General features: G+C 43.1%; 24 protein-coding genes. 15 read left to right on the top strand and 9 right to left on the bottom strand.

The window, feature by feature from the left end; translation table 11 throughout:
• Positions 1–38: 38 nt before the first annotated feature.
• Complete coding sequence (locus ES896_RS13650; RefSeq protein ID WP_135226887.1) at positions 39–1,376, top strand: aminotransferase-like domain-containing protein; 1,338 nt, start codon at positions 39–41, stop codon at positions 1,374–1,376.
• On the opposite strand, the gene ES896_RS13645 is transcribed toward ES896_RS13650, so the two are convergent.
• Positions 1,363–2,064 carry a 4'-phosphopantetheinyl transferase family protein gene (locus ES896_RS13645; RefSeq protein ID WP_135226886.1) on the bottom strand — a complete coding sequence of 234 codons (702 nt, stop codon included), beginning with the start codon at positions 2,062–2,064 and terminating at the stop codon, positions 1,363–1,365. The two genes, ES896_RS13650 and ES896_RS13645, sit on opposite strands and share 14 nt — an antisense overlap.
• A 143-nt stretch (positions 2,065–2,207) precedes the next feature.
• Here ES896_RS13645 and ES896_RS13640 point away from each other — a divergent pair, with 143 nt between their 5' ends.
• Positions 2,208–3,068, top strand: coding sequence for an effector binding domain-containing protein (locus tag ES896_RS13640; protein WP_048001287.1), 861 nt, complete (start codon positions 2,208–2,210; stop codon positions 3,066–3,068).
• Between the two features lie 25 nt (positions 3,069–3,093).
• On the opposite strand, the gene ES896_RS13635 is transcribed toward ES896_RS13640, so the two are convergent.
• From ES896_RS13635 to tcyA, 5 genes are all read right to left on the bottom strand, one after another.
• Positions 3,094–3,684 carry a hypothetical protein gene (locus ES896_RS13635; protein WP_017358533.1) on the bottom strand — a complete coding sequence of 197 codons (591 nt, stop codon included), beginning with the start codon at positions 3,682–3,684 and terminating at the stop codon, positions 3,094–3,096.
• An 85-nt stretch (positions 3,685–3,769) separates the two neighbouring features.
• Complete coding sequence (locus tag ES896_RS13630; RefSeq protein ID WP_048001285.1) at positions 3,770–4,414, bottom strand: YczE/YyaS/YitT family protein; 645 nt, start codon at positions 4,412–4,414, stop codon at positions 3,770–3,772.
• 142 nt (positions 4,415–4,556) lie between these two features.
• Positions 4,557–5,300 (bottom strand): amino acid ABC transporter ATP-binding protein, encoded by a 744-nt coding sequence (locus tag ES896_RS13625; protein WP_135226885.1) that lies wholly within the window; start codon positions 5,298–5,300, stop codon positions 4,557–4,559.
• 12 nt (positions 5,301–5,312) lie between these two features.
• Positions 5,313–6,005, bottom strand: a complete 693-nt coding sequence (locus tag ES896_RS13620; protein WP_024424286.1) for an amino acid ABC transporter permease — start codon at positions 6,003–6,005, stop codon at positions 5,313–5,315.
• A complete protein-coding gene (tcyA, locus tag ES896_RS13615) occupies positions 5,992–6,807 on the bottom strand; it encodes a cystine ABC transporter substrate-binding lipoprotein TcyA (protein WP_007498178.1) in 816 nt (271 codons plus the stop codon). The genes ES896_RS13620 and tcyA overlap by 14 nt, the downstream gene beginning before the upstream one ends.
• 361 nt (positions 6,808–7,168) lie before the next feature.
• On the opposite strand from tcyA, the gene ES896_RS13610 reads away from it, so the two are divergent.
• On the top strand, positions 7,169–7,789 hold the full coding sequence (locus tag ES896_RS13610; protein WP_052320312.1) for a dienelactone hydrolase family protein: 621 nt from the start codon (positions 7,169–7,171) through the stop codon (positions 7,787–7,789).
• Between the two features lie 288 nt (positions 7,790–8,077).
• Positions 8,078–9,511: an amino acid permease gene (locus tag ES896_RS13605; RefSeq protein WP_008347282.1), complete on the top strand. Its 1,434-nt coding sequence runs from the start codon at positions 8,078–8,080 to the stop codon at positions 9,509–9,511.
• 44 nt (positions 9,512–9,555) lie between these two features.
• Here ES896_RS13605 and ES896_RS13600 read toward each other — a convergent pair whose 3' ends face one another.
• Positions 9,556–11,049, bottom strand: coding sequence for a peptide MFS transporter (locus tag ES896_RS13600; RefSeq protein ID WP_135226884.1), 1,494 nt, complete (start codon positions 11,047–11,049; stop codon positions 9,556–9,558).
• Between the two features lie 263 nt (positions 11,050–11,312).
• On the opposite strand from ES896_RS13600, the gene ES896_RS13595 reads away from it, so the two are divergent.
• From ES896_RS13595 to ES896_RS13545, 11 genes are all read left to right on the top strand, one after another.
• Positions 11,313–13,097: a right-handed parallel beta-helix repeat-containing protein gene (locus ES896_RS13595; RefSeq protein ID WP_053069919.1), complete on the top strand. Its 1,785-nt coding sequence runs from the start codon at positions 11,313–11,315 to the stop codon at positions 13,095–13,097.
• 198 nt (positions 13,098–13,295) lie between these two features.
• Positions 13,296–14,621, top strand: coding sequence for an LLM class flavin-dependent oxidoreductase (locus ES896_RS13590; RefSeq protein ID WP_135226883.1), 1,326 nt, complete (start codon positions 13,296–13,298; stop codon positions 14,619–14,621).
• Positions 14,622–14,638: 17 nt separating this feature from the next.
• Positions 14,639–15,142 (top strand): GNAT family N-acetyltransferase, encoded by a 504-nt coding sequence (locus tag ES896_RS13585; protein ID WP_007498165.1) that lies wholly within the window; start codon positions 14,639–14,641, stop codon positions 15,140–15,142.
• 22 nt (positions 15,143–15,164) lie between these two features.
• Entirely contained in the window at positions 15,165–15,959 is a 795-nt protein-coding gene (locus tag ES896_RS13580) for an amino acid ABC transporter substrate-binding protein (protein ID WP_007498164.1), read from the top strand.
• 24 nt (positions 15,960–15,983) lie between these two features.
• On the top strand, positions 15,984–16,658 hold the full coding sequence (locus tag ES896_RS13575) for an amino acid ABC transporter permease (RefSeq protein ID WP_007498163.1): 675 nt from the start codon (positions 15,984–15,986) through the stop codon (positions 16,656–16,658).
• A gap of 12 nt (positions 16,659–16,670) precedes the next feature.
• On the top strand, positions 16,671–17,417 hold the full coding sequence (locus ES896_RS13570; protein ID WP_007498162.1) for an amino acid ABC transporter ATP-binding protein: 747 nt from the start codon (positions 16,671–16,673) through the stop codon (positions 17,415–17,417).
• 33 nt (positions 17,418–17,450) lie between these two features.
• Positions 17,451–18,608: an amidohydrolase gene (locus tag ES896_RS13565; protein ID WP_135226882.1), complete on the top strand. Its 1,158-nt coding sequence runs from the start codon at positions 17,451–17,453 to the stop codon at positions 18,606–18,608.
• Positions 18,599–19,933, top strand: a complete 1,335-nt coding sequence (locus tag ES896_RS13560) for an MmgE/PrpD family protein (protein WP_135226881.1) — start codon at positions 18,599–18,601, stop codon at positions 19,931–19,933. The genes ES896_RS13565 and ES896_RS13560 overlap by 10 nt, the downstream gene beginning before the upstream one ends.
• A 273-nt stretch (positions 19,934–20,206) precedes the next feature.
• Positions 20,207–20,755: a GNAT family N-acetyltransferase gene (locus ES896_RS13555; protein ID WP_079919132.1), complete on the top strand. Its 549-nt coding sequence runs from the start codon at positions 20,207–20,209 to the stop codon at positions 20,753–20,755.
• Between the two features lie 369 nt (positions 20,756–21,124).
• Entirely contained in the window at positions 21,125–21,820 is a 696-nt protein-coding gene (locus tag ES896_RS13550) for a response regulator transcription factor (RefSeq protein WP_017358523.1), read from the top strand.
• Entirely contained in the window at positions 21,810–23,237 is a 1,428-nt protein-coding gene (locus ES896_RS13545; protein WP_017358522.1) for a sensor histidine kinase, read from the top strand. Before ES896_RS13550 ends, ES896_RS13545 begins: the two co-directional genes overlap by 11 nt.
• A gap of 186 nt (positions 23,238–23,423) precedes the next feature.
• Here the strand turns inward: ES896_RS13545 and ES896_RS13540 are convergent, their stop codons facing one another.
• On the bottom strand, positions 23,424–24,269 hold the full coding sequence (locus ES896_RS13540) for a GAF domain-containing protein (protein WP_025206746.1): 846 nt from the start codon (positions 24,267–24,269) through the stop codon (positions 23,424–23,426).
• Between the two features lie 152 nt (positions 24,270–24,421).
• A complete protein-coding gene (locus ES896_RS13535) occupies positions 24,422–25,798 on the bottom strand; it encodes an aspartate kinase (RefSeq protein ID WP_017358521.1) in 1,377 nt (458 codons plus the stop codon).
• Positions 25,799–25,800: the final 2 nt, after the last annotated feature.

Raw genomic sequence — 25,800 nt, 5'->3', positions numbered from 1 at the left:
GTTATTGATATCTGTACCGGTACAAGGAGGGTAGTGCTGTGAGGAAATATGATCACCTTGTGTTGAATATAAAAAACAAAATCGAGAGCGGTGAATACAATGCTGGAATGAAAATTCCATCCATTCGTCACTTAGCGGCTCAATATGCTGTGAGCAAAAGCACTGTCATAAAAGCACTAGACACATTAGAGCGTGAACACTTGCTGTACTCTGTAGAAAGAAGTGGCTATTTTGTCGTGAAAACCAATCAGTCAGCCGTTAAGAAGGGCAGCACATGGATTGATTTTGCTTCCTCTGCGCCTGATCCCATTGTGTTTCCGTATGTCGATTTTCAGCATTGCATCAATCAAGCGATTGATCTGTATCAAAATGATTTATTTATCTATGGGACCACCAATGGATTACCATCTTTACTGCCAATCATTTCAAAGCGTTTAACGGATTATCAAGTGTTTGCTTCTCCAGAACAGATCGTCATGACTTCTGGTATTCAGCTGGCTTTATCGATTTTAAGCACCATCCCGTTTCCGAATGGAAAACAGACCATATTGGTCGAACAGCCAGGCTATCACCTATTCCTCCAATACTTAGAGAAAAACCAGCTACCTGTCCGGGGAATCCAGCGGACGGAAAAAGGACTCGATCTTCAGGAATTGGAGCGTATCTTCCGAGAGGATGATATTCGCTTTTTCTATACGATGCCAAGATTTCAAAACCCGCTTGGAACGAGTCTGTCGAAACAAGAAAAAATAGCGATTGCAGCCCTTGCGGAAGCATATGATGTCTACATCGTTGAAGACGATTATTTGGCTGATTTAGAATTCGATACAAAAAGAGACCCGATCTATTCATATGATCAGGCGGGGAAGGTCATTTATTTAAAAAGCTTCTCAAAAATCATTTTTCCGGGGCTTAGAACAGGTGCTGTCGTCTTACCAAACGAGCTGATTGGCCCCTTTAGTGAACATAAACGGCTGATTGATATCGACAGCTCGATGCTCTCACAGGCTGCTTTAGAAATTTATTTGAAAAGCGGGATGTTTGAGCGTCATAGAGAAAGGATGCAGGCGACCTATAGAGCTCGATCCAAACAACTTGTGGCCTGTTTGAAAAATGATCAAGGTGCTTATGAGCTGGGAGAAGAGGAGCCAGCTACTCATACCCACGTTCGTGTCGACCGGTCCATTCCGATGAATCAGCTCATTCAGCAGCTAAAAAAGGCTTCTGTGATGGTTCAGCCGATCGACCGCCATTTCATTTCTACTTATCAAAAGGATCCTATACTTCAACTGAACATTTGGCATGTAAAAGAAGAGGAAATCGCACGAGGCGTCGATTTGCTAAAGTCATCACTTCAACAAATCACACGTTATTAAGGCGAGACAGCATGTTCTCACAAGTGAGTATCTCGACGTGCTCAGCCGCAGCGGGTTTTCTTGTACAAACCGCCATTTGGTAGGCAGGATCAAGTGAATATGTTTGGACAATGCAAGGGGCTTCGTGATCAGGTAATCTCAAAGTAGCCTGTCCATCCTCTGACAAGCGAGCGGTAAAGGATGAAAAACCATAGGATATTCCCTTCCCTGTCAGCTTGATAAAAGCCTCCTTCATGGACCATAAATGAAAGAAATAGGCTTCCTGCTGGTCTGCCGGCTGTGAGAGTAAATCTTGATATTCGTCAGCTGAAAAAAATCGTTTGGCAATGGCTAAATCAATCGGTTTAATCTCTTCAATATCAATGCCAACAGGCGCATCATCTACTGCGCCCACGACCCAATCACCAGAGTGAGAAAGATTAAAATGAAAAGAAGGAATTTGCCGGACAACAGGCTTTCCATTCCCTTCTGTTTCAAAAATGATCTGTTCCATAGGCAGTGCGTACATCTCATGAATGATGTGACGAATCAGTACCTCACCTAAAAGCGTTCTTCTTGCATCGATCAAAAAACGAAAGCGCTCAGCGGCGGCGCGTTTTTCAAGTGACACAAAAGGCTTCAGCTGTTCTATTTGTTTTCGTGCATTTTTATCATCTAAAGGTTGTAATTGAATAGCGAAAATCTTCATAACGGACCTCAATTTTTTACATTTATTGTACCATTGGATGAACCCATGCAAAAGAGAAACAGACATCCTGTTCAATGAAAGCACAAAATGACAGGAAGGTGCTGGCGGTTCTCGATATAGTGGAAAAGGAAGGAGAGGGAAAAATGATTCACTTGATCATGGATAGTATCAATTATATGGAAGAGAGGCTGGATCAGCCTTTGCAGATCGAAGAAGTGGCAGAGGCCGCCTGTATGTCTAAATTTCATTATCAGCGGCTATTCCATATGCTGACGGGAATTGCAGTAGCAGAATATATTCGCAAAAGACGATTAACCCTTGCGGCAGAAGAATTCATGACCAAGCAAGTGAAAGTCATTGATGCGGCGGTGAAGTATGGCTATGAAACCCCAGAGTCGTTTGCGAAAGCCTTCAAGCGGCATCACGGATATACACCGGCAGCAGTGAAAACAGGCGAGTATACAGTGAAAGCCTACCCCCGTCTCTCCTTCGAACTTCAAATAAAAGGAGTCGAACCGATGCATTATCGAATTGTGGAAAAGGATTCATTTTTAATCATGGGCAGAAGACTAAAGACAACAACAAAGAATAGCCAAAACAAACAGGATATTCCCGCCTTTTGGAAGCGTGTCAATCAAGAAGGATGGACGGATTCACTGGCTCATGCAGCTGGAGAACTCGGATATATCGGTGTATGTGCGCATTTTGATGAAACGCTTGAAACATTTGACTATATCATTGGAATTGAGCAAGGTGAGGAAGAACCAGATTCGACCATGACAGTCGAACAGATTCCGGCCAGTACGTGGGCTGTATTTCAGGCAAAAGGGCCTGTCGAAACCGCTGTGCATTCAACATGGACACGTATTTTCACAGAATGGTTTCCTGCCTCAGGATATGAGCATGCTGGGGGAATGGAGATGGAAACGTATCCTTTAGATGGAGAGATAAATTCTCCAGATCATGTGACATTGATTTGGATTCCAATCCGTAAACAATCATAAAAAAGGCAGCGTATCTCGCTGCTTTTTATCCTTGTGTGAGGACGTGAACACCGTTTGGATCGGTCGTATTCATCCCATGAGAATCTATCATCTTCACTTCAAGTAAAGAGAGACGTTCTCCCTTTTTCCAATGAATAGGTTGTGTCAAACCGTCCAGCAACTGATCGACCGTAGGTGTATGAGTCAAATCAGGTACTGCGATCGTCATCTCGGCAATTGCTTCTTCACCAGTTTCAATCACATCTGTCCGCCGCTGCAATTCAAGCCTTAAGCGCATCGGTGTAGAAAGAAACGTTCTTCGCTCCCCAGTCTGGATTGCCCAGTTTCTCTTTTGCGCTTGTACCAGCAGCTGATCATATTCATCATCAGTCACTAGAAAGCCGATGTGATCAAAAAGGACTTTTTTACTATAACCAAATGTGATATTGATCTGTCCCTTTCTCATCTCAATGATTCGGAAAGAGGGCTTCTTCTCTCTAAAATCATCCCATGTCTGCGGAGGGGGAAAGGAACCTTCCTTTGCGAAACGTCCCTTTACTTCAAAGCCTAATGAGGTGTACGCCTTCTCTGTCTCCTCAACAAATGGTGTCCAGTAATGATAATGGAAAAGCTGCATCAGAGGATCATCTCCTGTTTTAAGAATATTGCGTCTATTTAGTTTAGCACAAAACAAGCCATTCATTTAGTAGAATGGCTTGTTCTTATCGGGTAAGGGTCTGAACAGGTTTCTCCGCTGTTTTTGTAATGAGCAGTTGCAAGAGCCGTGTCGATTGTGGCAATGAAAAGCGAAGGACGAGTCCGGTAAAGATGGCCGTCAGAATCGTTCCAATGCCAATCGGGCCGCCGAGCATCCATGCAAATAGGAGCACGGTTAACTCAATACCATTTCGAACCCACTGCACGTTCAGCCCCGTTTTTGCTGAGATGAGCAACATTAATGAATCCCTTGGCCCAGCGCCAAGGTTGGCTGAGACATAAATGCCAACGCCATACCCAGACACAATCACGCCCGTAATAAACACATATAAAGCAGGTAAATACCCATGTGGTGCAGGTAATACTGCATTAAAGAAATCAATAAACACGCCGATCAGCACCATATTGAGCAGGGCGCCGATCTTTGGAAAAGATTTCGTGAAAACAGATGTCAGTGTCACAATCAGTGCACCAATAATGATCGACCATTGTCCAATGGTTAAACCAAAATGCTGAAACAGTCCATAATGAAAAGCGTCCCACGGACCAATGCCAAGGATCTTTCCCTTCACTGTCAGCGATAGTCCAAAAGCAAGTACAACCAATCCAACAAAATAAAAAAACCAACGTAAAAGATGTTCCCGCTTCAAAAGCTTTCCCTTCTTTCTTAAACACTCGATTTCAATCGTAACATACTCGCACGCCCCTTTAAATGGCTTTGCTTAATGTAATCGCTTACTTTGAAAGAGGTAAAAAAAGGCTGTTCTCACATGATGAGAACAGCCTTTTTGATCACACTGGATTCAAAATCCGGTTTAAGAATTGTTTTGTTCGTTCTTCCTTTGGTCGTTTGAAGATTTCTTCCGGAGGACCTTGTTCGACGATGACGCCGCCATCAATAAAAATCACTTCGTCCGCCACTTCTTGGGCAAACTTGATTTCATGTGTGACAACCGCCATCGTCCAGCCTTCTTTCGCTAAATCCTTCATGACCTTTAAGACTTCCCCGACAAGCTCAGGATCAAGCGCAGAGGTTGGTTCATCAAAAAGCATAAGCTCTGGCTGAATGGCAAGTGCACGGGCAATGCCGACACGCTGCTTTTGACCGCCTGACAGCTGGAAGGGATACAAATCTTTTTTATCCTCAAGTCCTACCTTTTGCAGAAGCTGAATCGCTTCTTTTCGCACCGCTTCTTTCGGACGGCGCTGGACTTGGACTGGAGCTTCCATCACATTCTCAAGAACAGTGCGATGTGGGAACAGATGATAATCTTGAAACACCATGCCTGACTTCCGGCGAAGCTTGAGCAAATCAGCTTGTTTATTTTTTTTAGAAAAATCAATCGAGAAATCATCGAAGGTAAAGGAGCCGGCATTTGGAATTTCAAGTGCATTTAAACAGCGAAGCATCGTTGTTTTTCCTGAACCTGATGGACCAAGAATCGCCACAACCTGCCCTTTGTTGATCGTAAAATCAATCGACTTTAAAATCTCATTTTCACCAAAGGATTTGTTTAAGCCTTTGACTGTTAGCATGTCGTTCCCTCCTTACCTTGCGACATATCGATCAAGTCGTTTTTCAATTTGGTGTTGAACGAGCGATAGAATGAAGCAGAATACCCAATAGATCAGGGCTGCTTCCATATAAATAAATAAAATTTGATCCAAGTTCGCCGCAGCAATTTCCTGTGATTTACGGAACATCTCTGCCACGAGGATTTGGGAGGCAAGCGATGTATCTTTCACCAAACTAATGAATGAATTAGACAGCGGCGGAATCGATACACGCACTGCCTGCGGTAAAATCACGCGGACGAGCGTTTTGCGATGGGTCATCCCAATCGAATACCCCGCTTCCCATTGTCCTTTTGGAACAGATAGGACGGATGCACGGATAATTTCCGAAGCATACGCACCTACGTTTAAAGAAAAAGCGATGATAGCACTTGGATATGGATCAAGTGTGATATTAAATGTCGGAAAGAAATAGAAAATAATAAACAATTGCACAAAAAGCGGCGTTCCGCGAACGGCCGACACATAGATGGAGAAAATCCATCTGAGGGCTTTAATTTTAGACATTCTAGCAAGAGCTGTCACAAGCGCGATAAAAATACCAATAATGAAGGCAATGATGGCAAGGGGGATTGTATAATAAATCCCCTGCATCACCATTGGCCAAAAAGATTGCTGAAGAAGATCCCACGGAATGACGACTCCGAGGATATTATTTTGTAACATCTTCACCAAACCATTTCTTAGAAATCTTAGCGAGTGTACCGTCTTTCTTCATTTCTTTTAGTGCGCCATTCACTTTGTCAACGACTTCGCCGCTGCCTTTTCTGAAGGCAAAATACGTTTCTTGTGGATCTCCTGTTTCAAATGCAACTTTTAGGTTTTTGTTACCGCTTGTTTTCAAGTAATTCAAGACAGCCAATTTATCATTGAACGTCAAATCAGCACGCCCTTGCTGAATCAATTGAATGGATTGTGCAAGACCTTCAACCCCTTCAATTTTAGCGCCAGCATCTGTAGCTAATTTGTTATAGTTACTTGTTAATGATTGTGCTGCTTTTTTGCCTTTCACATCAGAAAGTTTCTTGATGTCATTGTTATCTGATTTTGTCACAACAATGGCTTGAGACGTTGTGTACTTATCAGAGAAATCATATTGATTTTCACGTCCAGTTTTACCAACTTGGTTCGCTACCACATCAAAACGTTTTGAATTCAGACCAGCAAACATGCTGTCCCATTGTGTTTCTTTGAATTCTGGTTTTAAGTCAAGACGTTTTGCAACTTCTGTGATGACCTCGACATCATAGCCAGTTAGTTTATCTGTCTTTTTGTCATGGAAGGTGAAAGGAGCATATGTACCTTCTGTACCGATGGTTAATACGCCTTTATCCTGAATGGATTTCCAAAGGTCACCTGATTCCTTAGACCCAGATTGTTTATTTGCGCTGTCGTTTGCAGCTGATCCGCATGCCGTGATCAATGCAACACAAGCGCCTAAAATAATGGCAAAGAACATTTTTTTCATTTTATTCCCCACTTTTCTTGTTGGTATTTACAACATATGATCTTACAGAGAAGCAACCTAAAAGTAAAGCATTTGAAACTAGCTTGAGCGAATCTCACCAACTTTATGCCTTGAACTGGTTGAACGGATAAACGATAGAACTATACCCAAAACAAAAGGTGGATAAAACCAAACGCATTCTCAAACGATGATGAAGAGAGTTCGATTGATGAGAATGTGAGATAGACTATTTAATGGAAAAATATGCTATGATTTTCACATCGAAAGAAGTTTATGTGAGTGTTGATCAGTCGACTTAAATGACTTTTTAAAGTACACGATCCTCCAGTGAACAAACGGAATAAAAGGGAAGTGTGATCATTTGCATACATCGAAACAAAAACCTGTCATGATTTTAGTACACGAAATATACGGAATAAATGATCATATGAAGAGTATGATCGATCATTTTGACAAAGCTGGTTTTGAGGTTTATTGTCCTCATTTATTAGGACAGGCTAAACACTTCCCTTATGCCAGTGAGAATGAGGCATATGACTACTTTATGAATAAAGTTGGTTTTGATGAATCGGTAAAGATCGTATTGAATGTGGCAAAAGAGTTAAAAACGAAAAATGCAGAGAGAGACATATGTCTGATAGGTTTTAGTGTGGGGGCAACAATTGCTTGGCAATGCAGCCAATATGATCAGTTGTTTACCGGAGTCATTGGATTTTATGGTTCAAGGATAAGAGATTTTCTCGATATGAAGCCTGCCTGCAATACGTTGTTATTTTTCCCGGAAGTTGAAGCATCTTTTAACCCACGGGAGGTTGCGAATGTTTTGGAGAAAAAGGAAAAGCTTTGCGTGAAAATAGTAAAGGGGCAGCATGGGTTCGCCAATCCAGATTCTACGACTTTTCACGCTGAATCTAAAAATCGCTGCTTTCAAGAAATCGATGGTTTTATCAAAGAGTGTCTACAAAAGAAAAATGACTCATGACTGTTTGAAATGAGACTCGAATAGAGGGAAATGAAACCAGTGTGTCATGTAAGTTTGCATGCTGGTTTTTTCGTGCAATTCTTTTGGATATAAGGCATCCTATCAAATGATCAGAATCACCGTATAGTTGTGCGAACATTACTAAAATAAAGACTTTGTTACAGTGACGATAGAAGGAAGCATATTTATTATAAAAGATGTATAATTAGTAGGTTGTTTTAAAAATGGAATAATCACATGGAGACATGTTTTGATAACAGAACATCTTAGAAGAAGGAGGGCATCATTGTGGATGTTGGACAAAATCAGCCTGAACAATTGAAAAGGGCGATGACCTCCCGCCATTTATTTATGATTTCTCTTGGCGGTGTCATTGGGACAGGTTTTTTCCTTGGAACAGGCTATACGATTGGACAAGCAGGGCCAGTCGGAGCTGTTCTTTCCTATATTGTGGGCGGATTGATCATGTATTTAACCATGCTGTGTCTGGGAGAGCTGTCAGTCGCGCTTCCTGTGTCGGGGTCGTTTCATACGTATGCGACGAAATTTGTGAGTCCTGCAGCAGGATTTGCTGTTGGCTGGATTTATTGGCTTGGCTGGGCAGCCACTGTGGCGCTGGAATTTTTATCAGCAGGGCAGCTGATGAGACGCTGGCTTCCACAAGTGGATGTGTGGATTTGGTGTCTCATATTTGGGCTGTGTTTGTTCTTATTAAATGCCAGGTCAGCGAAAGCGTTCGGGGAGTCGGAGTTTTTCTTTTCAACCATTAAGATTGTCGCCATCTTACTATTTATTGGCGTAGGCGGAGCGGCGATGTTTGGTTTTATTCAAACGACGAGCGGGGAACCAGCTCCTTACTTTAGTCATTTTGTGAGTGACGGGCTGTTTCCGAATGGCTTGCTCGCAGTAGTCGTCACGATGATCACGGTGAATTTTTCGTTTCAAGGAACGGAGTTGATCGGGATTGCGGCAGGAGAAAGTGAAAATCCAGAGAAAACCGTGCCTCGATCGATTCATCAGACGGTTTGGCGCACACTTGTCTTTTTCGTTTTATCTATTTTTGTCTTAGCGGGTATGGTGCCTTGGAAAGAAGCGAGTGTGCTGCAAAGCCCATTTGTCACTGTGTTTGAGAGAACGGGCATTCCTTATGCGGCAGATATCATGAACTTTGTCATTATCATTGCTTTATTATCTGTGGCGAACTCTGGCCTATATGCCTCTACGAGAATGCTGTACTCTTTGTCGAAGGAAGGAATGGCAGGCAAGGCGTTTAGACGAGTCAATCAGCGGGGCATCCCGATGAATGCCTTACTGCTCACTTTCCTGTTTACAGGTATTTCATTATTATCAGGATTCTTTGCAGAGAAAACCGTTTTTGCTTGGATCGTGTCTATTGCAGGCATGAGCGCCCAAACCGGCTGGATTACGATTACATTATCACAACTGCTTTTCCGCAGAAGATATTTGAAAGCAGGCGGGAAGCTGGAAAACCTAAAATTTAAAACCCCTCTTTATCCGGTACTGCCGATCATTGCGATCACGCTGAACTCGATTGTGCTAATCAGTCTTGCCTTTGATGCGGAGCAGCGGATTGGGCTGTATGTCGGCGTACCGCTCATGATCATTGGATATGTTGTCTATCACCGCTATGTGAAAAAACATCAGGTGAAAAGTGAACCGCTCCAGTTGCAAATCCACGGAGATGATGAGATTCGGTTTTAATTCCAAAAAAGAAGCCTTCCCATTTGGGAGGCTTCTTTTTCAATTTAATGCACGCCTTTCATCGCTTTCTTAATCACTGGTGTCAGCAATAGCATCACAACACATAAAACGATGGCCAGCAATCCGATGATCCCGAAATAGACGGTTTCTGGCACTTTATCAAACAGCTTGACCACTTGTGCATTGATCGCCTGTGCCATTGCATTGGAAAGGAACCAAAGGCTCATCGTTTGCGCTGAGAAGGCAGCAGGTGCCAGTTTTGTTGTGGCTGACAGCCCAACTGGTGATAAGCAAAGCTCCCCAATCACGACAAGGAAGAAGCTTAGAACGAGCCATAGTGGGCTTACAAGTGTATTTGGTCCAGACATGTAGGCAGGAATGATCATGATGATGAAGGATAATCCTGCGAACAGAAGGCCAAGTGAGAATTTAATCGGGGTAGACGGCTGTTTCTTACCTAGTCTGACCCATAACCAAGCAAATACTGGTGATAGGAGCACAATAAAGATTGGGTTCAATGATTGGAACCAAGAAGAGGCTAATGTCATGCCAAGGAAATTCAAGTTTGTTCGCTGATCTGCATATGTCGCTAAAATATTTGAGCCTTGTTCTTGAATGGCCCAGAACATCACCGCAGCTAGGAACAATGGAATATAAGCGAGTACCCTCGACTGCTCCACTGCACTCGTTTTTTTACTAAAATACATCACAATAAAATAAACAATTGGAATCAGCACACCAAGGACACTGACAAACCAAGTGAATAGATTAATCGTGAGCGCTCCTGTTTGAATACCGATGACAGCAAAAACAGCAAGGACAATCACGATCAATGTACCGAAAATTTTGAAGTTCTTGCGTTCAGCAGCTGATAGTGGATTTGTGACATAAGTGCCGGCAAGTCCAAGATTCGGCTTTTTCGTGATGACAAACGTAATCAGTCCAACAAGCATACCAACGGCAGCGAGTGAGAAACCAAGGTGGAAATTCACTTTTTGACCGAGTGTTCCGACAATTAATGGGGCGATAAAACCACCCATATTGATCCCCATATAGAAAATACTGAATCCAGAATCCCTGCGAGGGTCTGTTTTTGTATACAGGTCACCGACTATGTTTGATACGTTCGGCTTTAGGAGACCTGTCCCAATAATAATCAGCCCCATACTAATAAAGAGCGCTGTTGCACCGCTAGGCAGTGCCAAAATGACATGACCAAGCATAATGAAAACCCCGCCATAAAAGACCGTACTGGACGAACCAAATACCCGGTCGGCGAGCCATCCGCCAATAATGCCTGACATATAGACAAGCGCACCATAGACAGACATGATCGAATTAGCGGTTGTCTGGTCGAAACCAAGACCGCCTTTTGTCACCTCTGTGTACATATAATAAATAAGCAGTGCACGCATGCCATAATAAGAAAAACGCTCCCAAAATTCAGTGAAAAACAGTGTGTAAAGCCCTTTAGGATGTCCAAAAAACCCTTTTTGAGGAACACTTTTAACAATTTTATCGTGGTCAATTGTAGACATGGCATAGATCCTTTCTTAAAAAAAGAGATATGAGAAAAATGATATTCTTGTATAGTTCTTGTGTCAATATAAAACTATTCTAAAACAGGAAAATGTTAGTTCAATAGGCGTAAAGACTCAAAAAGATGAAAAATTCGCTCAAGTAAAAATCATCGGAAAGTTATTTCGGAAGAATTTATATAAAATTTGAAATATCGTACAAGCAAACCTTTCCCACATGCATAGGATGACAAGAGGACATGTGAAAAAAGGAGGGGTTTTCATTGGGGGATGTAAATAAATCTGATCTGAAGAAACCCGTTGTCAATGTAATAGACTTTGGCGTGATTGCTGACGGGAAAACGGACTGTACAGCGAAACTGAACGAATGCCTGGAATGGACAAAAGCACAGGGCTACTCCCACGTCTGGTTGCCGAGTGGAACGTATCTAATAGATGCGGTGTACAGGGGGGATCAATTTTTTCCTTTTCGTAATGCCGGCATACGAGTGCCAAGTCATATTTGTATTGAGATGGCATCAGATGCCGTTATCAAAGTGAAACCAAATGATTCGTGGGGATATGCAGCCTTCTATATTGGAGAGGTAGAGCATGTGACCATTCGGGGCGGGCGGATTGAAGGCGACCGTGATGAGCATGTGTACAAGGCACTCCCGCCAGAAAGAAAAACACATGAATGGGGCTTCGGGGTGTGTATTGAAGGTGCTTCCCATGTGAATATCGATCGTGTTCAAATCAACAATTGTACGGGAGACGGCATCATTGTCAGTCCGCACGGTTTATTGACCCATATCGAATCGTACTCGCCAGCTTCGTCTATTCATATTTCTGGTTGCACCATCACTGACTCAAGGCGAAACAATATGTCTATTACAGGCTGTGATGGTGTCATTGTGGAAGACTGTTTGCTTGAAAGGGCAGGGGTAAACGGGGTCGAGCCAAAAATGGGCATTGATATTGAAGGATACGGAGAAAATGCGACCAACTTGGAGGAACCGCTGAATATTCAAATTCGAAACAACATAGTCAGAGGCGGCGCAGCCAGCTCTATCTATAATTTCAACGGCTATGGTGTGATCATTGAAGGCAATCAAACGGACAGCAGTATCTCCTATGGCTTCGCCACTGAAATGATCATTGCGAATAATTTGATTCGTGCAGTGGGAGGGGGCGTGACAAAAGCAGGGATTACGAGCTTAGGCGTGCCGCTTGATCAATCGGAAAACAATGTGATCATTATTGGCAATATGATTGAAGGGTTTGAAAAGGGGATTGATGTGAGGGGAGACAGCGTGCACATCACAGGTAATAAAATTAGTCTTTTTGAAGATGCGGCTGTGTCTGTCTATATGGCCAATCGTATTTTAATAGAAGGAAATCATATTGAGTCAGGGACAAACACACGGCTTAGAAGTACATCGCTGCGTATTTATCAATCAGACAGCATTGTCTTTTCAAACAATACCGTCTACTCTGTCATCGATGCGGCGATGGTCAGAGGAACGAATATCTTAATTCAGCATAATCAATTCAAGGAATTCAGCCGAGGGATATGGGTGCAGGAGGGAGAAGCGGGGATCAACGGCAATCACTTTATTCAAGAAGGACATTCACAGCTCGCATCTTCATATACGATCAGCGTGACAGGAAATGCAAAGGCTTTCATATGGCAGAATCGTTTTAAGCACTATCAAAACTATGCCGTCTACAGCAATACGACCGCTCCTTTAGAGATTAAAGACAATTCCTTTGAAGAAACGTCCTTATATGTGGTGATGTATATTAAAAATGGCTCACCCCAAATTGGAGATAACCGCTTTTATTTAAATCGTTCGATCGGACAGCCGACAGCCGTTTTTCTTGATGAGGTTGTCTCAGCACGTGTGCTACGGAATAACATCATTAATCTCTCTCCTCAAAAAGCGATTGCCGTCCGCACCGTATCTTCCACTCATTCGGTGATTGCCCATAACGTACTAGAGCGCAGTCAATTGATGACGCACTCCACGGACCGGCTCATCGGAAATATTGAAATTGATCCGCCGTAAACGCCTGTAAATCCCTTTTTTTGGAGGTTCAGAAGGCGGTTGACAATCATGTAAAAAGGGCATATAGTAATAATTATTTTTCATTTTTCACAACATTTGCCCTTTTTTTATGGATAAAACCGATTAATTCAATCAGAAAAATGTATCTTGTAAAATAATCACTTGATACAAGGAAGATATAGAAAGGATGAAGAACAAGTGTCACAGCCGAAACGGAAGCTCAAGCTAGGCGTATTCATCGCAGGAACTGGACATCATGTCGCCTCTTGGAGACATCCGAAAGCAGTACCAGACGCAGCCATGAATCTTGATTACTTTAAACAATTAGCGAAAAAGGCCGAGGAAGGGAAGCTGGATTTGCTCTTTTTAGCCGACAGCTTATCAATTAATCATACATCTCATCCAAATGTATTAACGAGATTTGAACCGCTCACCCTGCTTTCTTCGATTGCAGAGTCTACCTCAACAATTGGTTTAGCAGCAACAGCATCAACTACATACAGTGAGCCGTTCCATATTGCGAGACAGTTTGCCTCACTCGATCATTTATCAGGCGGACGAGCAGCATGGAATGTGGTCACATCTTCTATTGAAGAAACAGCGAAAAATTTTAGCGGAGAAGAGCATTTAGCGCACCACAAACGATACGAGCGAGCTGAAGAATTCGTCGATGTCGTCAAAGGTCTGTGGGATTCTTGGGAAGAGGACGCACTTATCAGAAACCAAGAAACAGGAGAATTCTTTGAGTCTAGTAAGCTTCATGAGCTGCAGCACAAAGGTGAATTTTTCTCCGTACGGGGTCCGCTTAACGTATCACGCACCCCTCAAGGACAGCCGGTGATCATTCAAGCAGGGTCTTCTGAAGATGGTCAAAAGCTTGCGGCTAAAACGGCTGAGCTCATTTTCACGGCACAAAACGATCTCGACAAAGCGAAGGAATTTTACCAAAGCTTGAAGGGGAAAGTAGAGGCTGCTGGACGAGCGAGAGAAGATGTCAGCATCATGCCGGGCATCTTCCCAATTATTGCCGAGACAGTAGAAGAGGCAAAAGCGAAGTATGAAGAATTACAAGAGCTGATTGTTCCAGAGATCGGCCTTAGCATTTTACAAAACTACTTAGGGGGTATTGATCTTTCGCAGTATCCACTAGACGGACCGCTTCCAGAGATTGATCCAAGCGCGTCAAATGCCGTGAAAAGCCGCTTTGACCTTGTGATGAATATGGCGAGAAAGGACAACCTGACCATTCGCCAGCTCTACCAATCTGTTGCAGGGTCCCGTGGGCACCATATCTTCATTGGAACACCAGAGCAACTAGCAGATGTGATTGAGACATGGCTCGTTGAGGAAGCAGCCGACGGTTTTAACGTGATGCCGCCATTATTGCCAGAAGGACTTGATGCCTTCGTAGATCGCGTCGTTCCGATCCTTCAGGAAAGAGGCCTGTTCAAAACAGAATACACAGGACAAACTTTACGAGAAAATCTCGGATTAAAACAGCCAAAAAATCGCTACACGACATAAAGGTGAGGTGACTAACGTTGGGATATACGTTTCGTCTGGCAACTGAGGATGATATAGAAGCGTTGCTTGAACTGACAACAAGAGCCTATGAGCCGATTCGTGAGCTCGGCATCCAGTTCCAAGCAGCACATGCAGATATCGCCCTCGTTCAGAAAAATGTACAAAAGAACCTTTGCTATGTAATGGAAGAAAACGGAGAGCTTCTCTCCACCTTATCACTCCGTATGCCTTGGGGAGAACAGCCAGGACCATTCGGCGTTCCGCATATATGGTGGTTTGCTTCAGAACCAGCGGCAAAAAAAGGCACAGGCTCAGCCTTGCTTGAGTGGGTTGAAACGGAAGTGCTAAGGGACACACTAAAGGTACCGTATGTTTCTCTTGGGACAGCTGATAAGCATCCGTGGCTCATGGACATGTATGAGCGTAAAGGCTATGTCAGAGCAGGTGAAAAGGATCTAGGCAAAGGCCATATCACCATTTATTTTAAAAAACAATTACGATCAGATATTACACAACCATAAGAGGAAAGAAGGGTGTACGAACATGAAAAACAAAAAGTGGCTAGTTGTTTTATTTGCGGCAATGCTTGCGGTGTTAGCGGCATGCGGCGGGGGTAATCAGAGTGAAGGCAAAGATGAGAAAGTGCTTAAAGTGGGCGCTACAGGCCAAAGCTATCCATTTGCTTATAAAGAAAACGGCAAACTAGTAGGATTTGATGTCGAGGTCACAGAAGCCATTGCGAAAAAGCTAGGCTACAAACTAGACTGGCAGCTGAGTGAATTCAGCGGACTGATGGGCCAGCTGACATCTGGTAAGCTGGATACCGTATCAAACCAAGTTGCGATTACAGATGAGCGTAAACAAACGTTCAACTTTACAGATACGTATGCATACGCAGGAACACAAATCATTGTCAAGAAGGACAACAAGGACATTAAAGGACTTGACGACTTAAAAGGAAAAACGGTGGCGGCTGTTCTTGGCTCAAACCATGCCAAAAACCTAGAGAGCAAAGACCCAGACAAGAAAATCAACATCAAAACATATGAAACACAAGACGGTGTCTTAAATGAAGTTGCAAATGGCCGTGTAGATGCTTACGTCAACGGACGCAGTGTCTTGTTAGCTCAAATTGAAAAAACAGGACTTCCACTCAAAATCGTCGGCAACCCAATCGTATATGAAGAAGTCGGCTACCCATTTGCCAAAGATGAAAAGCACGACAAGCTAAGAGAAGAATTCAATCAAGCGATCAAAGAATTAAGAGAAGACGGAACACTGAAGAAATTGTCTGAGAAATATTTCAAAGACGATGTCACAGTGCCGATTAAAAAATAACAACAGCGGCGGTGAAAAGCAGACATGAATCACATTGATTGGCAGTATATGGTGACGGTTTTTCCAACCTTGATTCAATACTTGCCGATAACGATCTTCATGGCGATTGTCTCCATGGTATTTGCCATTATCATTGGTGTGGTATTCGCGCTTATAACGAAAAACCGGATACCTGTCTTATACCAATTTGCCAAGCTGTATATTTCTTTTTTCAGAGCGGTTCCAACTTTGGTTCAGCTCTTTCTCATTTATTTTGGTCTTCCGCAGCTATTCCCTGCGATGACCTCAATGGATGCCTTAACAGCGGTCATTATCGGTTTAAGTATTAAAAACTCAGCGTACTTAGCAGAAATTTTTAGAGCGGCTCTTAATTCAGTGGATGAAGGGCAGCTTGAGGCCTGTTTATCTGTCGGCATGACAAGATGGCAGTCTTACGTCAGAATTATTTTCCCGCAGGCCGTCAGAAATGCCATTCCAGCGACGGGGAATACCTTTATTGGTCTTTTAAAAGAAACATCGCTTGCCTTTACCATTGGGGTAGCAGAAATGTTTGCGCAAGGAAAAATGATTGCATCGGCCAACTATAAGTACTTTGAAACGTATTTAGCGGTTGGCATTGTGTATTGGGTGCTCACCATCATTTATAGTTTCCTGCAAGACCTATTTGAACGAAAAATCAGCAAACCTTACCGGAATTAAGGAGGTGTGGACATGATCAAGCTCACCAATTTGAAAAAATCATTCGGCGACCTTGTCGTTTTAGACGGAATTAATCTTGACGTGCAAAAAGGGCAGGTTGTGGCCATTATCGGACCTTCTGGCTCCGGTAAATCAACATTGCTGCGCTGTCTAAATCTATTAGAAACGCCAGATGAAGGTACGATTGAAATTGGCGATGCGAAGCTGAATGCGTCTAAATATACACGTAAAGAAGCCCATCACCTGCGTCAGCAAACGGCCATGGTGTTTCAAAACTATAATTTATTCAAAAACAAAACAGCCCTGCAAAACATTACAGAGTCACTGCTTGTGACGAAAAAAATGACAAAACAGCAGGCAAATGAAATTGGTATGAAGCTATTGAAACAAGTAGGGCTAGAACAAAAAGCTGACAGCTATCCGGTCACACTATCCGGCGGTCAGCAGCAGCGAATCGGGATTGCCCGTGCGTTAGCGGTCGATCCACATGCGATTTTGCTGGATGAACCAACGTCAGCACTAGATCCAGAGCTTGTTTCAGGTGTGCTTCAAGTGATTAAATCCATTGCAATTCAAGAAACGACGATGATCATCGTGACACATGAAATGGCGTTTGCAAGAGAAGTAGCAGATCATGTGATTTTTATGGCAGATGGTCATATCATTGAGCAGGGAACGCCAACCGAACTATTTGACGAAACGAAGAATGAACGAACAAAACGATTTATCCAAAAAGAAGCAGCGGCTGAAGAAGCATAAGCTGCTTTTTACTCTTTAGAGGGGTGAGTATCAGTGAAATCATTAGGAAATCAAGCTTTAAACAAACGTTTAATTAACATACGCCGAGCGCTTCATGAGCATCCAGAGCTGGCATTTGAAGAATATGAAACGACAAAAAAACTACGAGGCTGGTTAGAAGAGGAAGGGATCACTGTACTCGATTTTCCAGATCTTCAAACAGGGGTCGTTTGTGAAATCAAAGGAGAACAAGAGGGACCAACGATTGCTCTGAGAGCCGATATTGACGCACTTCCAATTGAAGAAGCATCTGGCGAACCATTTTCTTCAAAGATACAAGGAAAAATGCATGCATGCGGTCATGATTTCCATACCGCTTCGGTTTTTGGTGCGGCCGTCCTATTAAACGAACGGAAACATGAGCTCAAGGGAACAGTGCGCATTTTGTTCCAGCCGGCTGAGGAAGTGGCGCAAGGAGCGAAACACGTCATAGAGGCAGGCGTCTTAAATGGAGTGGATGCGATATTTGGTATGCACAATAAACCTAACCTGCCAGTTGGCACCATCGGGATAAGAGAAAAAGCATTAATGGCGAGCGTCGATCGCTTTGAAATTGACATTCAAGGAACGGGTGGTCATGCTGGAATTCCAAATCACACAATTGATCCGATTGCCATCAGCGGTCAGATCACAAGCGCCCTACAGCAAATTGTCAGCCGCCGCATTAGTTCTTTGCATCATGCGGTTGTCAGCATCACACGTATTCAAGGTGGCACATCATGGAATGTGATACCTGATCGCGTCGAGATGGAAGGGACCGTTCGGACGTTTGAATCTGAAGTGAGAGCGATGATTCCAGATCTCATGAAACAAATCGTGAGCGGTATCGCAGAAGGGTTTGGCGCAAAGGCAGATGTGAAATGGCATCCGTATTTGCCTTCTGTGATGAATGACGAGCGTTTGACAAAGGTTGTGGAAGAAACGGCAGGAGCACTTGATCTCGCAGTAGTAGAGGCAGAGCAGTCACCAGGCGGAGAAGACTTTGCCCTTTACCAAGAACGCATTCCAGGCTTTTTTGTCTGGATGGGGACAAGCGGTACCGAGGAATGGCATCACCCTGCCTTTACGTTAAATGAAGAGGCACTCCCTGTTGCCGCTGCTTTCTTCTCCGAGCTTGCGGTTCGGGCGTTGGAGTCAAGAACATGGAACTAACGAAACAGCTCGCAGAGGAAGTGCTCTCTGCTGATCCGTTGCAAGATCAACAGGCCATTCAAATGGCTCGAAACGGTCTATTAGACGCTGCGGCAGCAGCGCTTGCTGCAAAAGAGGATGAAGGGATTCAGAAGCTCATGGCGCTCGTGGAACAAGAAGGCGGCGCGGCTCAAATTCCCGTCATTGGACAAGGGAAGAAGGTCAGCCGCCAAGCAGCAGCCATGCTAAATGGCTACTTGATTCACGCCCTTGATTATGATGATGTGCATTCAGATGTGAGAGGACATCCAAGTGCGGTGATCATTCCGGCCTTGCTTTCCCAGCTGACAGACGGTGAGGCATATGGTGATCGATTTTTAGCAGCCTACATTACTGGCGTCGAAGTGATGGCAAGGCTAGGTGAATCCATCGGTAAGTCGCATTATGAGCGGGGCTGGCATAATACCGGAACGCTCGGAGCCATTGCAGCGGTCTGTGCGATTGGTTATTTGAAACAAGTTTCACAGAAAGAGCTGGCGAAAGCGATCGGCTTTGCTGGTGCGCAATCAGCTGGAATGCGAAAGCAGTTTGGGACTGATATGAAACCATTACAAGCTGGACTCGCCGCTCAAACCGCCGTATGGTCCATGGATTTAGCTTGCTCAGGTTTTGGCGGGAGTGAATCGCTTCTAGATGGGGAGCTGGGCTTCTTTTCTCTCTATGGGGATCAGAAACTGGCGGAAAGACGTCTGCTAGAGGAATATGGCACTGCATGGCGTATCGTGTCGCCAGGTCTATGGTTTAAAGTGTATCCGTTCTGTTCAGCGGCGCATCATGCAGCCGATGCGATCGAGTCATTAGTACAAGAACACTCTTCCTTACAGAAGAAGATCGTACAGGTCGACGTCATGTTTCCGCCTGGCGGAGATGCCGCACTCACGGAGCGGACACCTTTGACGGGAGAAGAGGGACGATTTAGTGTCGAGTATGTCATCGTACTAGCAGTGTTTGGACAACCTTTATCACTGGATGCTTTTACGAAAAAAAACATTTCACCAGAGCTGCGGACATGGATGAAGCGGGTGAATAGAGTATATGATCAAACGATAGAACCCCATCCAGACGCAGTGCCAAAAGGACGTTTTACGATTGTAAAGCTCACCTTATCTGACGGCACCATCATCAGCAAACGAGTCGATATTCCTCGGGGAGCACCAGGCTGTGCGTTATCGACAGAAGACATCATACAAAAGTTAAGCAGCGTCACCAGCACATCAAAGGCAAAGCAGCTTTTACAGGCGGTTGAAGAGGGAAATGACGCTGCCTATCTGAAGTTGCTCGTGTGATATGAAAAAAGCTCATCTTTGGAGATGAGCTTTTTTAAATGTCTTTATTCTTATAAGAGTGAATACACTCTATGACGTCAAAGAAGATATTCTCTTCGTCAGGTAACAATTGATCTTGATCTACAACAATCACATTTAAAAACGACCCTATTCTATGACAGAGGCAAAACGAGTTTTATCTTTTAGGTGTATTTTTAAAGGTATCAAATCGCAAATCGACGAATTTAGTAGTACGTTTAAAGATTTAAATCATTGATATGAAGGGAGTATGAAATGTTAACGATTCGTCGTATCTATCAAAAAAATTATCCTAAAGGAAAACAAGTATATTATCAATATACATCTGAAAAATACTATGATATTCATTTGGAAACCAGTCACAATGGTTGGAACATCTCCCTTACAGAAGAAGAATTTGAAGCGCCAGTTAAAAAAAATCTAAAAGAGGAGATTTTCGATCCATATAAAGAGGATTCAGAGGTTTACGTGTCAGAGATGAATGGTGAAGAAACTGGAATTATAGTCATTCAACACATGAAATGGAATAATACATTACTCATTCATGATTTATATGTGGATAAACAATTTAAAAGAAAAGGTATTGGCAGCACTCTCATTAAAATGGCAAAAAAACGCGCTCGTGAATTGAGAGTTAGAATGATTGTATTAGAAACCCAATCATCCAATTTTCCAGCTATCCAGTTTTATTTGAAAAATGGCTTTCAACTGATTGGATTAAATGTCAACTCTTATTCAAATGAAGATATAAAGAAAAAGGAAATTCGCATCGAAATGGGGTGCCTTATAGAAAATCACAATTAGCTTCGTTAGGGCACACCGCCCTCGATATGCATGTCCAGTTCCAAACTGTTTTATATAGACCATTTATAACGATCAGGAAGCGTGTCATTTCATTCTTTTACTAAATGGGAGACTTCTTCATCTGAAAGAACGTAAATGACACTGTCCTCATCTTAGACTATCCTCTGCAATTCCTTCATTTTGCCATTCTACTATATTAAAAAAGAACAATGTGATTCCCCAAAATGTCAACTCCATCAAAAAGTATGAATAAAAGATGACCAAAGCATGATAAGTTCATGAAATCGTATCAATCCAATTGAGATTTGAGAAGGAACATGTAAAATAAAGCTACATAAAGAAAAACAAAGGCAACAGCGGAGGCTGATGATGAAAATATTAATGATTGAAGATAACCAGAGTGTTTGTACAATGACGGATATGTTTTTTCAACGAGAAGGATTTCAAGCGGAATTCGTCCATGATGGATTAGAAGGATTGAATCGATTTAAGCAAGAGGAGGATTGGGATCTGCTCATCTTAGATGTCATGCTTCCTTCAATGGATGGTCTGACCATTTGTCAAAAAGTACGGCAGATCAGTGATGTTCCGATTATTATGCTGACAGCAAAGGAAACGGAATCTGATCAGGTGCTGGGCTTCGATCTTGGGGCAGATGATTATGTGACAAAACCCTTTAGTCCGCTCACCTTAATGGCAAGAATCAAAGCAGTGAAACGACGTTTTGCTCAAACAACATCTACTCAAGAAGGAGCGAAAGAGGGTGAACGGCTAGAGACCGAACATTTTCAGTTAGATAAAAAAACGAGAGAAGTGTTTCTAGAGGGGAAACGGATCGAAAATTTAACGCCAAAGGAATACGATCTGCTGTGCTTTTTTATACAGCATCCTCGGCAAGTATTTTCACGAGAACAATTGCTTGAGCAAATTTGGGGATACCAATTTTATGGTGATGAACGAACAGTTGATGTTCATATTAAACGGTTGCGCCAAAAAATCGGAGACGGACCTAAGCCCTTTCTGTATACGGTATGGGGCGTAGGGTATAAGTTCGATGAAGATTAAATATTTTTACCAGTTGCTGATTAGTCACCTTGGGTTATTGCTCATCGCCATCATTATTATCAGCACCCTCATGTCTCATTTTGTAAAAGATATGGCCTATCAAAACAGAGTGGATGAAATGAAATCTTATGGGAATGAAATTTTGCAGAATTTTCAGCAGCTGCCGAAAGCCGAGATGAACTTCCGCCTTCGTCCATTTGAAGACATTCTCTCGACAAGACAAATTCGCTTTTTCGTCTTTGATGAAAAAGGGACTGTGCTGTCTCAGCAGCAAGAGATGCCGCCGCATGAAGCGTTACTCACAAAGGATTTGTGGGCAAAGCTCTCAAAAGGAGAAGAAATCATAGTCAAGCGGAGTGATTCACGCCGGCTTGATCAAGAAGCATCACTTGTGGCACTTCCTGTCATGGAAGACGGAAAGCTGAAGGGCGGGGTGGTGCTCATAGCTCCTATTCAAGGAGCAGAAGAGTTGATTGCTCAAATGAACCGGTATTTATATATCATCGTGTTTGTGGCATTGACGATTACCTTTATTCTCAGTCTGTTTCTGTCGAAGTTCCATGTGAATCGTATCAAAAAATTGAGAGAGGCAACTGAGAAAATTGCGCATGGTGACTACAACATTCATCTTGAAAACAAACACCTTGATGAAATTGGCACACTAGGTGAGGATTTTAATATGATGGCCAATCGTCTTCAACGGTCAAGAGAGGAAATTGACCGGCTTGAAAAACGGAGACGCCAATTCATTGCGGATGTGTCTCACGAATTGAAAACACCGCTGACGACCATTCGAGGATTGGTCGAATGGCTGAATACTGCGGATGTGCCGGCAGAAGAGAAAGAGAAATGCTATGCGCTCATCACTGATGAAACAAAAAGAATGTTGCGTCTCGTCAATGAAAATATGGATTATGAGAAAATCAGGTCGAATCAAATCACTCTTCAAAAATTTCACTATCCACTCATTGATACGTTTGAAGTGATTAAGGAGCAGCTGAGCCGAATGGCTGAAGAGAAAAACAATCAGCTCATGGTAGAGGTTCACCCTGAACAAAAGGTATACGCAGATTATGACCGGCTCATTCAAATTCTCGTCAACATCACAAAGAACGCCATTCAATTTACAGAAGGCGGCCGTATTTCTTTGAGAGGGAAAGAAGAGAATGGGGAAACGATCATTGAAGTAGAAGACACGGGAATCGGCATTGCACCTGAAGAAGTCAAACACATTTGGGAACGTTTTTATAAAGCGGATATTTCGAGAACGAATACACCATATGGAGAATACGGACTTGGATTGTCGATTGTCAAGCAGCTTGTGGACTTGCATGACGGACAGATTGATTTAAAAAGCGAAAAACATAAAGGAACAACATTTATCATTCGTTTACCGCTACCACAAGAAAAGGGCTAAACTCCGTTTAGCCTCAGCGTGTAGACAAACCCTCGCATTCGGTGTCAGTCCTGCGTGCCGGTGCTCACGAATGTGAAATTCGCTCCGCGCCGGTACTCGTCTTTCCTAGGGCTGCAAAGGTTTTCTATCACGCTGAAAAGAAGAAAAGGGCTAAACTCGGTTTAGCCCTTTTTGGTGTATCATCACTTATTCTGTTTTGGAAAACGTTAGGCCGATATGAGCAAGTGCCTGCGGTAAATCCTTACGAATGGTGATGTCTTTAAATGAAATATTCGATTGAATCGCATTTAGCGCAAGGTCTTGCTTTATTCCTGTTAAAACAGCTGAAATGCCTAAAAGTCTTAACGTTTGCGCATAGCTGACCAAGTATTGAATGCTTTGTTCATTGAGTCGTTTTGTCCCTGAAACATCAATGACCAAATGAGAGAGCGACAGCCTGTAGCTTTCCTGTAAAATGGTTTCTAAAATATGCTGCGCACGTGTCTCTTCGATATCACCAAGAAGAGGGAGCACGGCGACACCGTCAACAACAGGTACGATCGGTACAGATAATTGCTGAATCTGCCGATTGGCCTGGTCGAGTTCTAAGACGTAACTCAACAAAGATGCCATCGTTTCAAACATATGAACATGCTCTTCTGTAAATTGCTGCGGCCTTAGATCAAGTCCACAAATGGTTCCATAGTTCGTACCATCAGTAAAATCGATGGGAACCCCAATAAATGATCCGCCTTGTAGCTGTTTCGTGACGTCTAAGTTTTTTGAACGCTCGTCCAAGCGGATATCAGGGATCAACAGCGTATCGCGATGATCGACCGCCAGCTTGCAAAATGTCTTCTCGTAAGGATTTTCTTCCCCTTCTTCAAGAAGCTGCTCGTCTTGATTTAGCACTTTCACAATCTGATTGGTGTTTTGATCATTTTTAGCAATAAACAGTGTATTCACATGAATGAATTGACTCATCATGTTTAAAATACTTGTAGAAGCATCATGAAAATTGCGAAACTGTTTTAATAGTTGTTGACGAGGCATGGATTAGGACTCCTTGTAGCTCCGATCAATGGCCGGAACAATAGTTGATTTGTCTCTATCATACAAAATCAAACGAGAAATAGATATACTTTAATGCGCAAATCGTGCGAGATCAAAAAGACTGCCGATCCGGAGATCTGACAGTCTGCTGATTAAATGGAGACAGGCACCGTGGACATAGAGAAAAATTCCTCATATAAGGCTTGAACGGCTTCTTTTTCTTGAGCCGCTTTGACGCCAAACATCATGCTCACCTCTGAAGAGCCTTGGTTGATCATTTCAATATTCACTTTGGCTTTTGACAGCGCTTTTGCCGCTCTTGCTGTTGTACCAACATTATGACGCATCGCTTCTCCTACGACCATAATAAGCGAGAGGTTCCGCTCTAGAACGACTTCATCTGCATCAAGTACAAGCTTTAATCGGTCTAAAAGCTCTTGTTCAATCTGCTGCTCCTCCAGCTGATCCTGTCTTAAAATAATGGTCATATCATCAATGCCAGAAGGCACGTGTTCATACGTAAGTCCATATTCCTCTAACGTTTGCAACACCTTACGTCCAAAGCCCACTTCTCGGTTCATCAAATACTTGGAGATATAAATACTGCAAAATCCATTGTCTGATGCGATTCCCACAACAGGGCCATTCGTATGATCCCGTTGATTTACAATTTTCGTGCCTTTGGCCGTTGGATTATTGGTGTTCTTAATCTGAACAGGAATGCCTGCCCGAAAGGCTGGAATAAGTGCCTCATCATGAAATACAGAAAAACCCGCATAGGACAATTCACGCATTTCACGATATGTCAGCTCTGTGATTTCCTTTGGTTCATGAACGATCGTTGGATTGACGGCGTAGACTGCATCCACATCCGTAAAGTTTTCATACACATCTGCCTTCAGTCCATTTGCCAAAATGGAACCGGTAATGTCTGATCCACTGCGGGAAAAAGTGACGATATCACCCGCTAGACTAAAACCGAAAAAGCCAGGGAACACAATGATGCCAGAGCGTTCTCTTAATTTGTACAAATGATCATACGATTCTGGAAGGACTTGCGCTTGACCAGGCTCGTCGCTGACAAATAGACCGGCTTCTTTTGGATTCACATAGTGGGCTTCGACGCCTTGATGCTGAAAGTAGGCTGCAATCAGCTTTGCGTTATTATCTTCACCGCTTGCTTTAATCGCATCAAGATAACGCTCAGGATGAGAAGAATCAGCCTGTAATAACGTGTTTACATCTTGCCGGATGGTGTCAATAATGTCTTGACCTAACCCCAGCTCATCCGCAATCGAGGCATATCGCTCGATGACAGCTTCTTGTAAATCGTGTGCTTCACCTAAACGTAAATATTGTTCACCGCAACTAATTAATAGATCGGTGACCTTCGTATCCGTTGAATGCCGTTTTCCTGGTGCGGAAACAACGACTGCTTTTCGAGCTGGATCTGCTGTGACAATGTCAAATACCTTTTGCAGCTGCTTGCCAGAAGCAAGAGAACTGCCACCAAATTTAACGACCTTCAATG

This window comes from Bacillus sp. 005/A4HT-01/001 (assembly GCF_004634445.1).
Classification (GTDB): domain Bacteria; phylum Bacillota; class Bacilli; order Bacillales; family Bacillaceae; genus Bacillus; species Bacillus altitudinis.
This window is presented reverse-complemented; position numbering and strand designations above follow the sequence as displayed.

Coding starts and splice junctions, on each gene's coding strand:
- ES896_RS13570 (WP_007498162.1), top strand. CDS start 16,671: ATGATCAAGCTCACCAATTTGAAAAAATCATTCGGCGACCTTGTCGTT.
- ES896_RS13625 (WP_135226885.1), bottom strand. CDS start 5,300: ATGCTAACAGTCAAAGGCTTAAACAAATCCTTTGGTGAAAATGAGATT.
- ES896_RS13560 (WP_135226881.1), top strand. CDS start 18,599: ATGGAACTAACGAAACAGCTCGCAGAGGAAGTGCTCTCTGCTGATCCG.
- ES896_RS13575 (WP_007498163.1), top strand. CDS start 15,984: ATGAATCACATTGATTGGCAGTATATGGTGACGGTTTTTCCAACCTTG.
- ES896_RS13640 (WP_048001287.1), top strand. CDS start 2,208: ATGATTCACTTGATCATGGATAGTATCAATTATATGGAAGAGAGGCTG.
- ES896_RS13645 (WP_135226886.1), bottom strand. CDS start 2,064: ATGAAGATTTTCGCTATTCAATTACAACCTTTAGATGATAAAAATGCA.
- tcyA (WP_007498178.1), bottom strand. CDS start 6,807: ATGAAAAAAATGTTCTTTGCCATTATTTTAGGCGCTTGTGTTGCATTG.
- ES896_RS13550 (WP_017358523.1), top strand. CDS start 21,125: ATGAAAATATTAATGATTGAAGATAACCAGAGTGTTTGTACAATGACG.
- ES896_RS13600 (WP_135226884.1), bottom strand. CDS start 11,049: ATGTCTACAATTGACCACGATAAAATTGTTAAAAGTGTTCCTCAAAAA.
- ES896_RS13620 (WP_024424286.1), bottom strand. CDS start 6,005: ATGTTACAAAATAATATCCTCGGAGTCGTCATTCCGTGGGATCTTCTT.
- ES896_RS13580 (WP_007498164.1), top strand. CDS start 15,165: ATGAAAAACAAAAAGTGGCTAGTTGTTTTATTTGCGGCAATGCTTGCG.
- ES896_RS13635 (WP_017358533.1), bottom strand. CDS start 3,684: ATGCAGCTTTTCCATTATCATTACTGGACACCATTTGTTGAGGAGACA.
- ES896_RS13545 (WP_017358522.1), top strand. CDS start 21,810: ATGAAGATTAAATATTTTTACCAGTTGCTGATTAGTCACCTTGGGTTA.
- ES896_RS13555 (WP_079919132.1), top strand. CDS start 20,207: ATGTTAACGATTCGTCGTATCTATCAAAAAAATTATCCTAAAGGAAAA.
- ES896_RS13540 (WP_025206746.1), bottom strand. CDS start 24,269: ATGCCTCGTCAACAACTATTAAAACAGTTTCGCAATTTTCATGATGCT.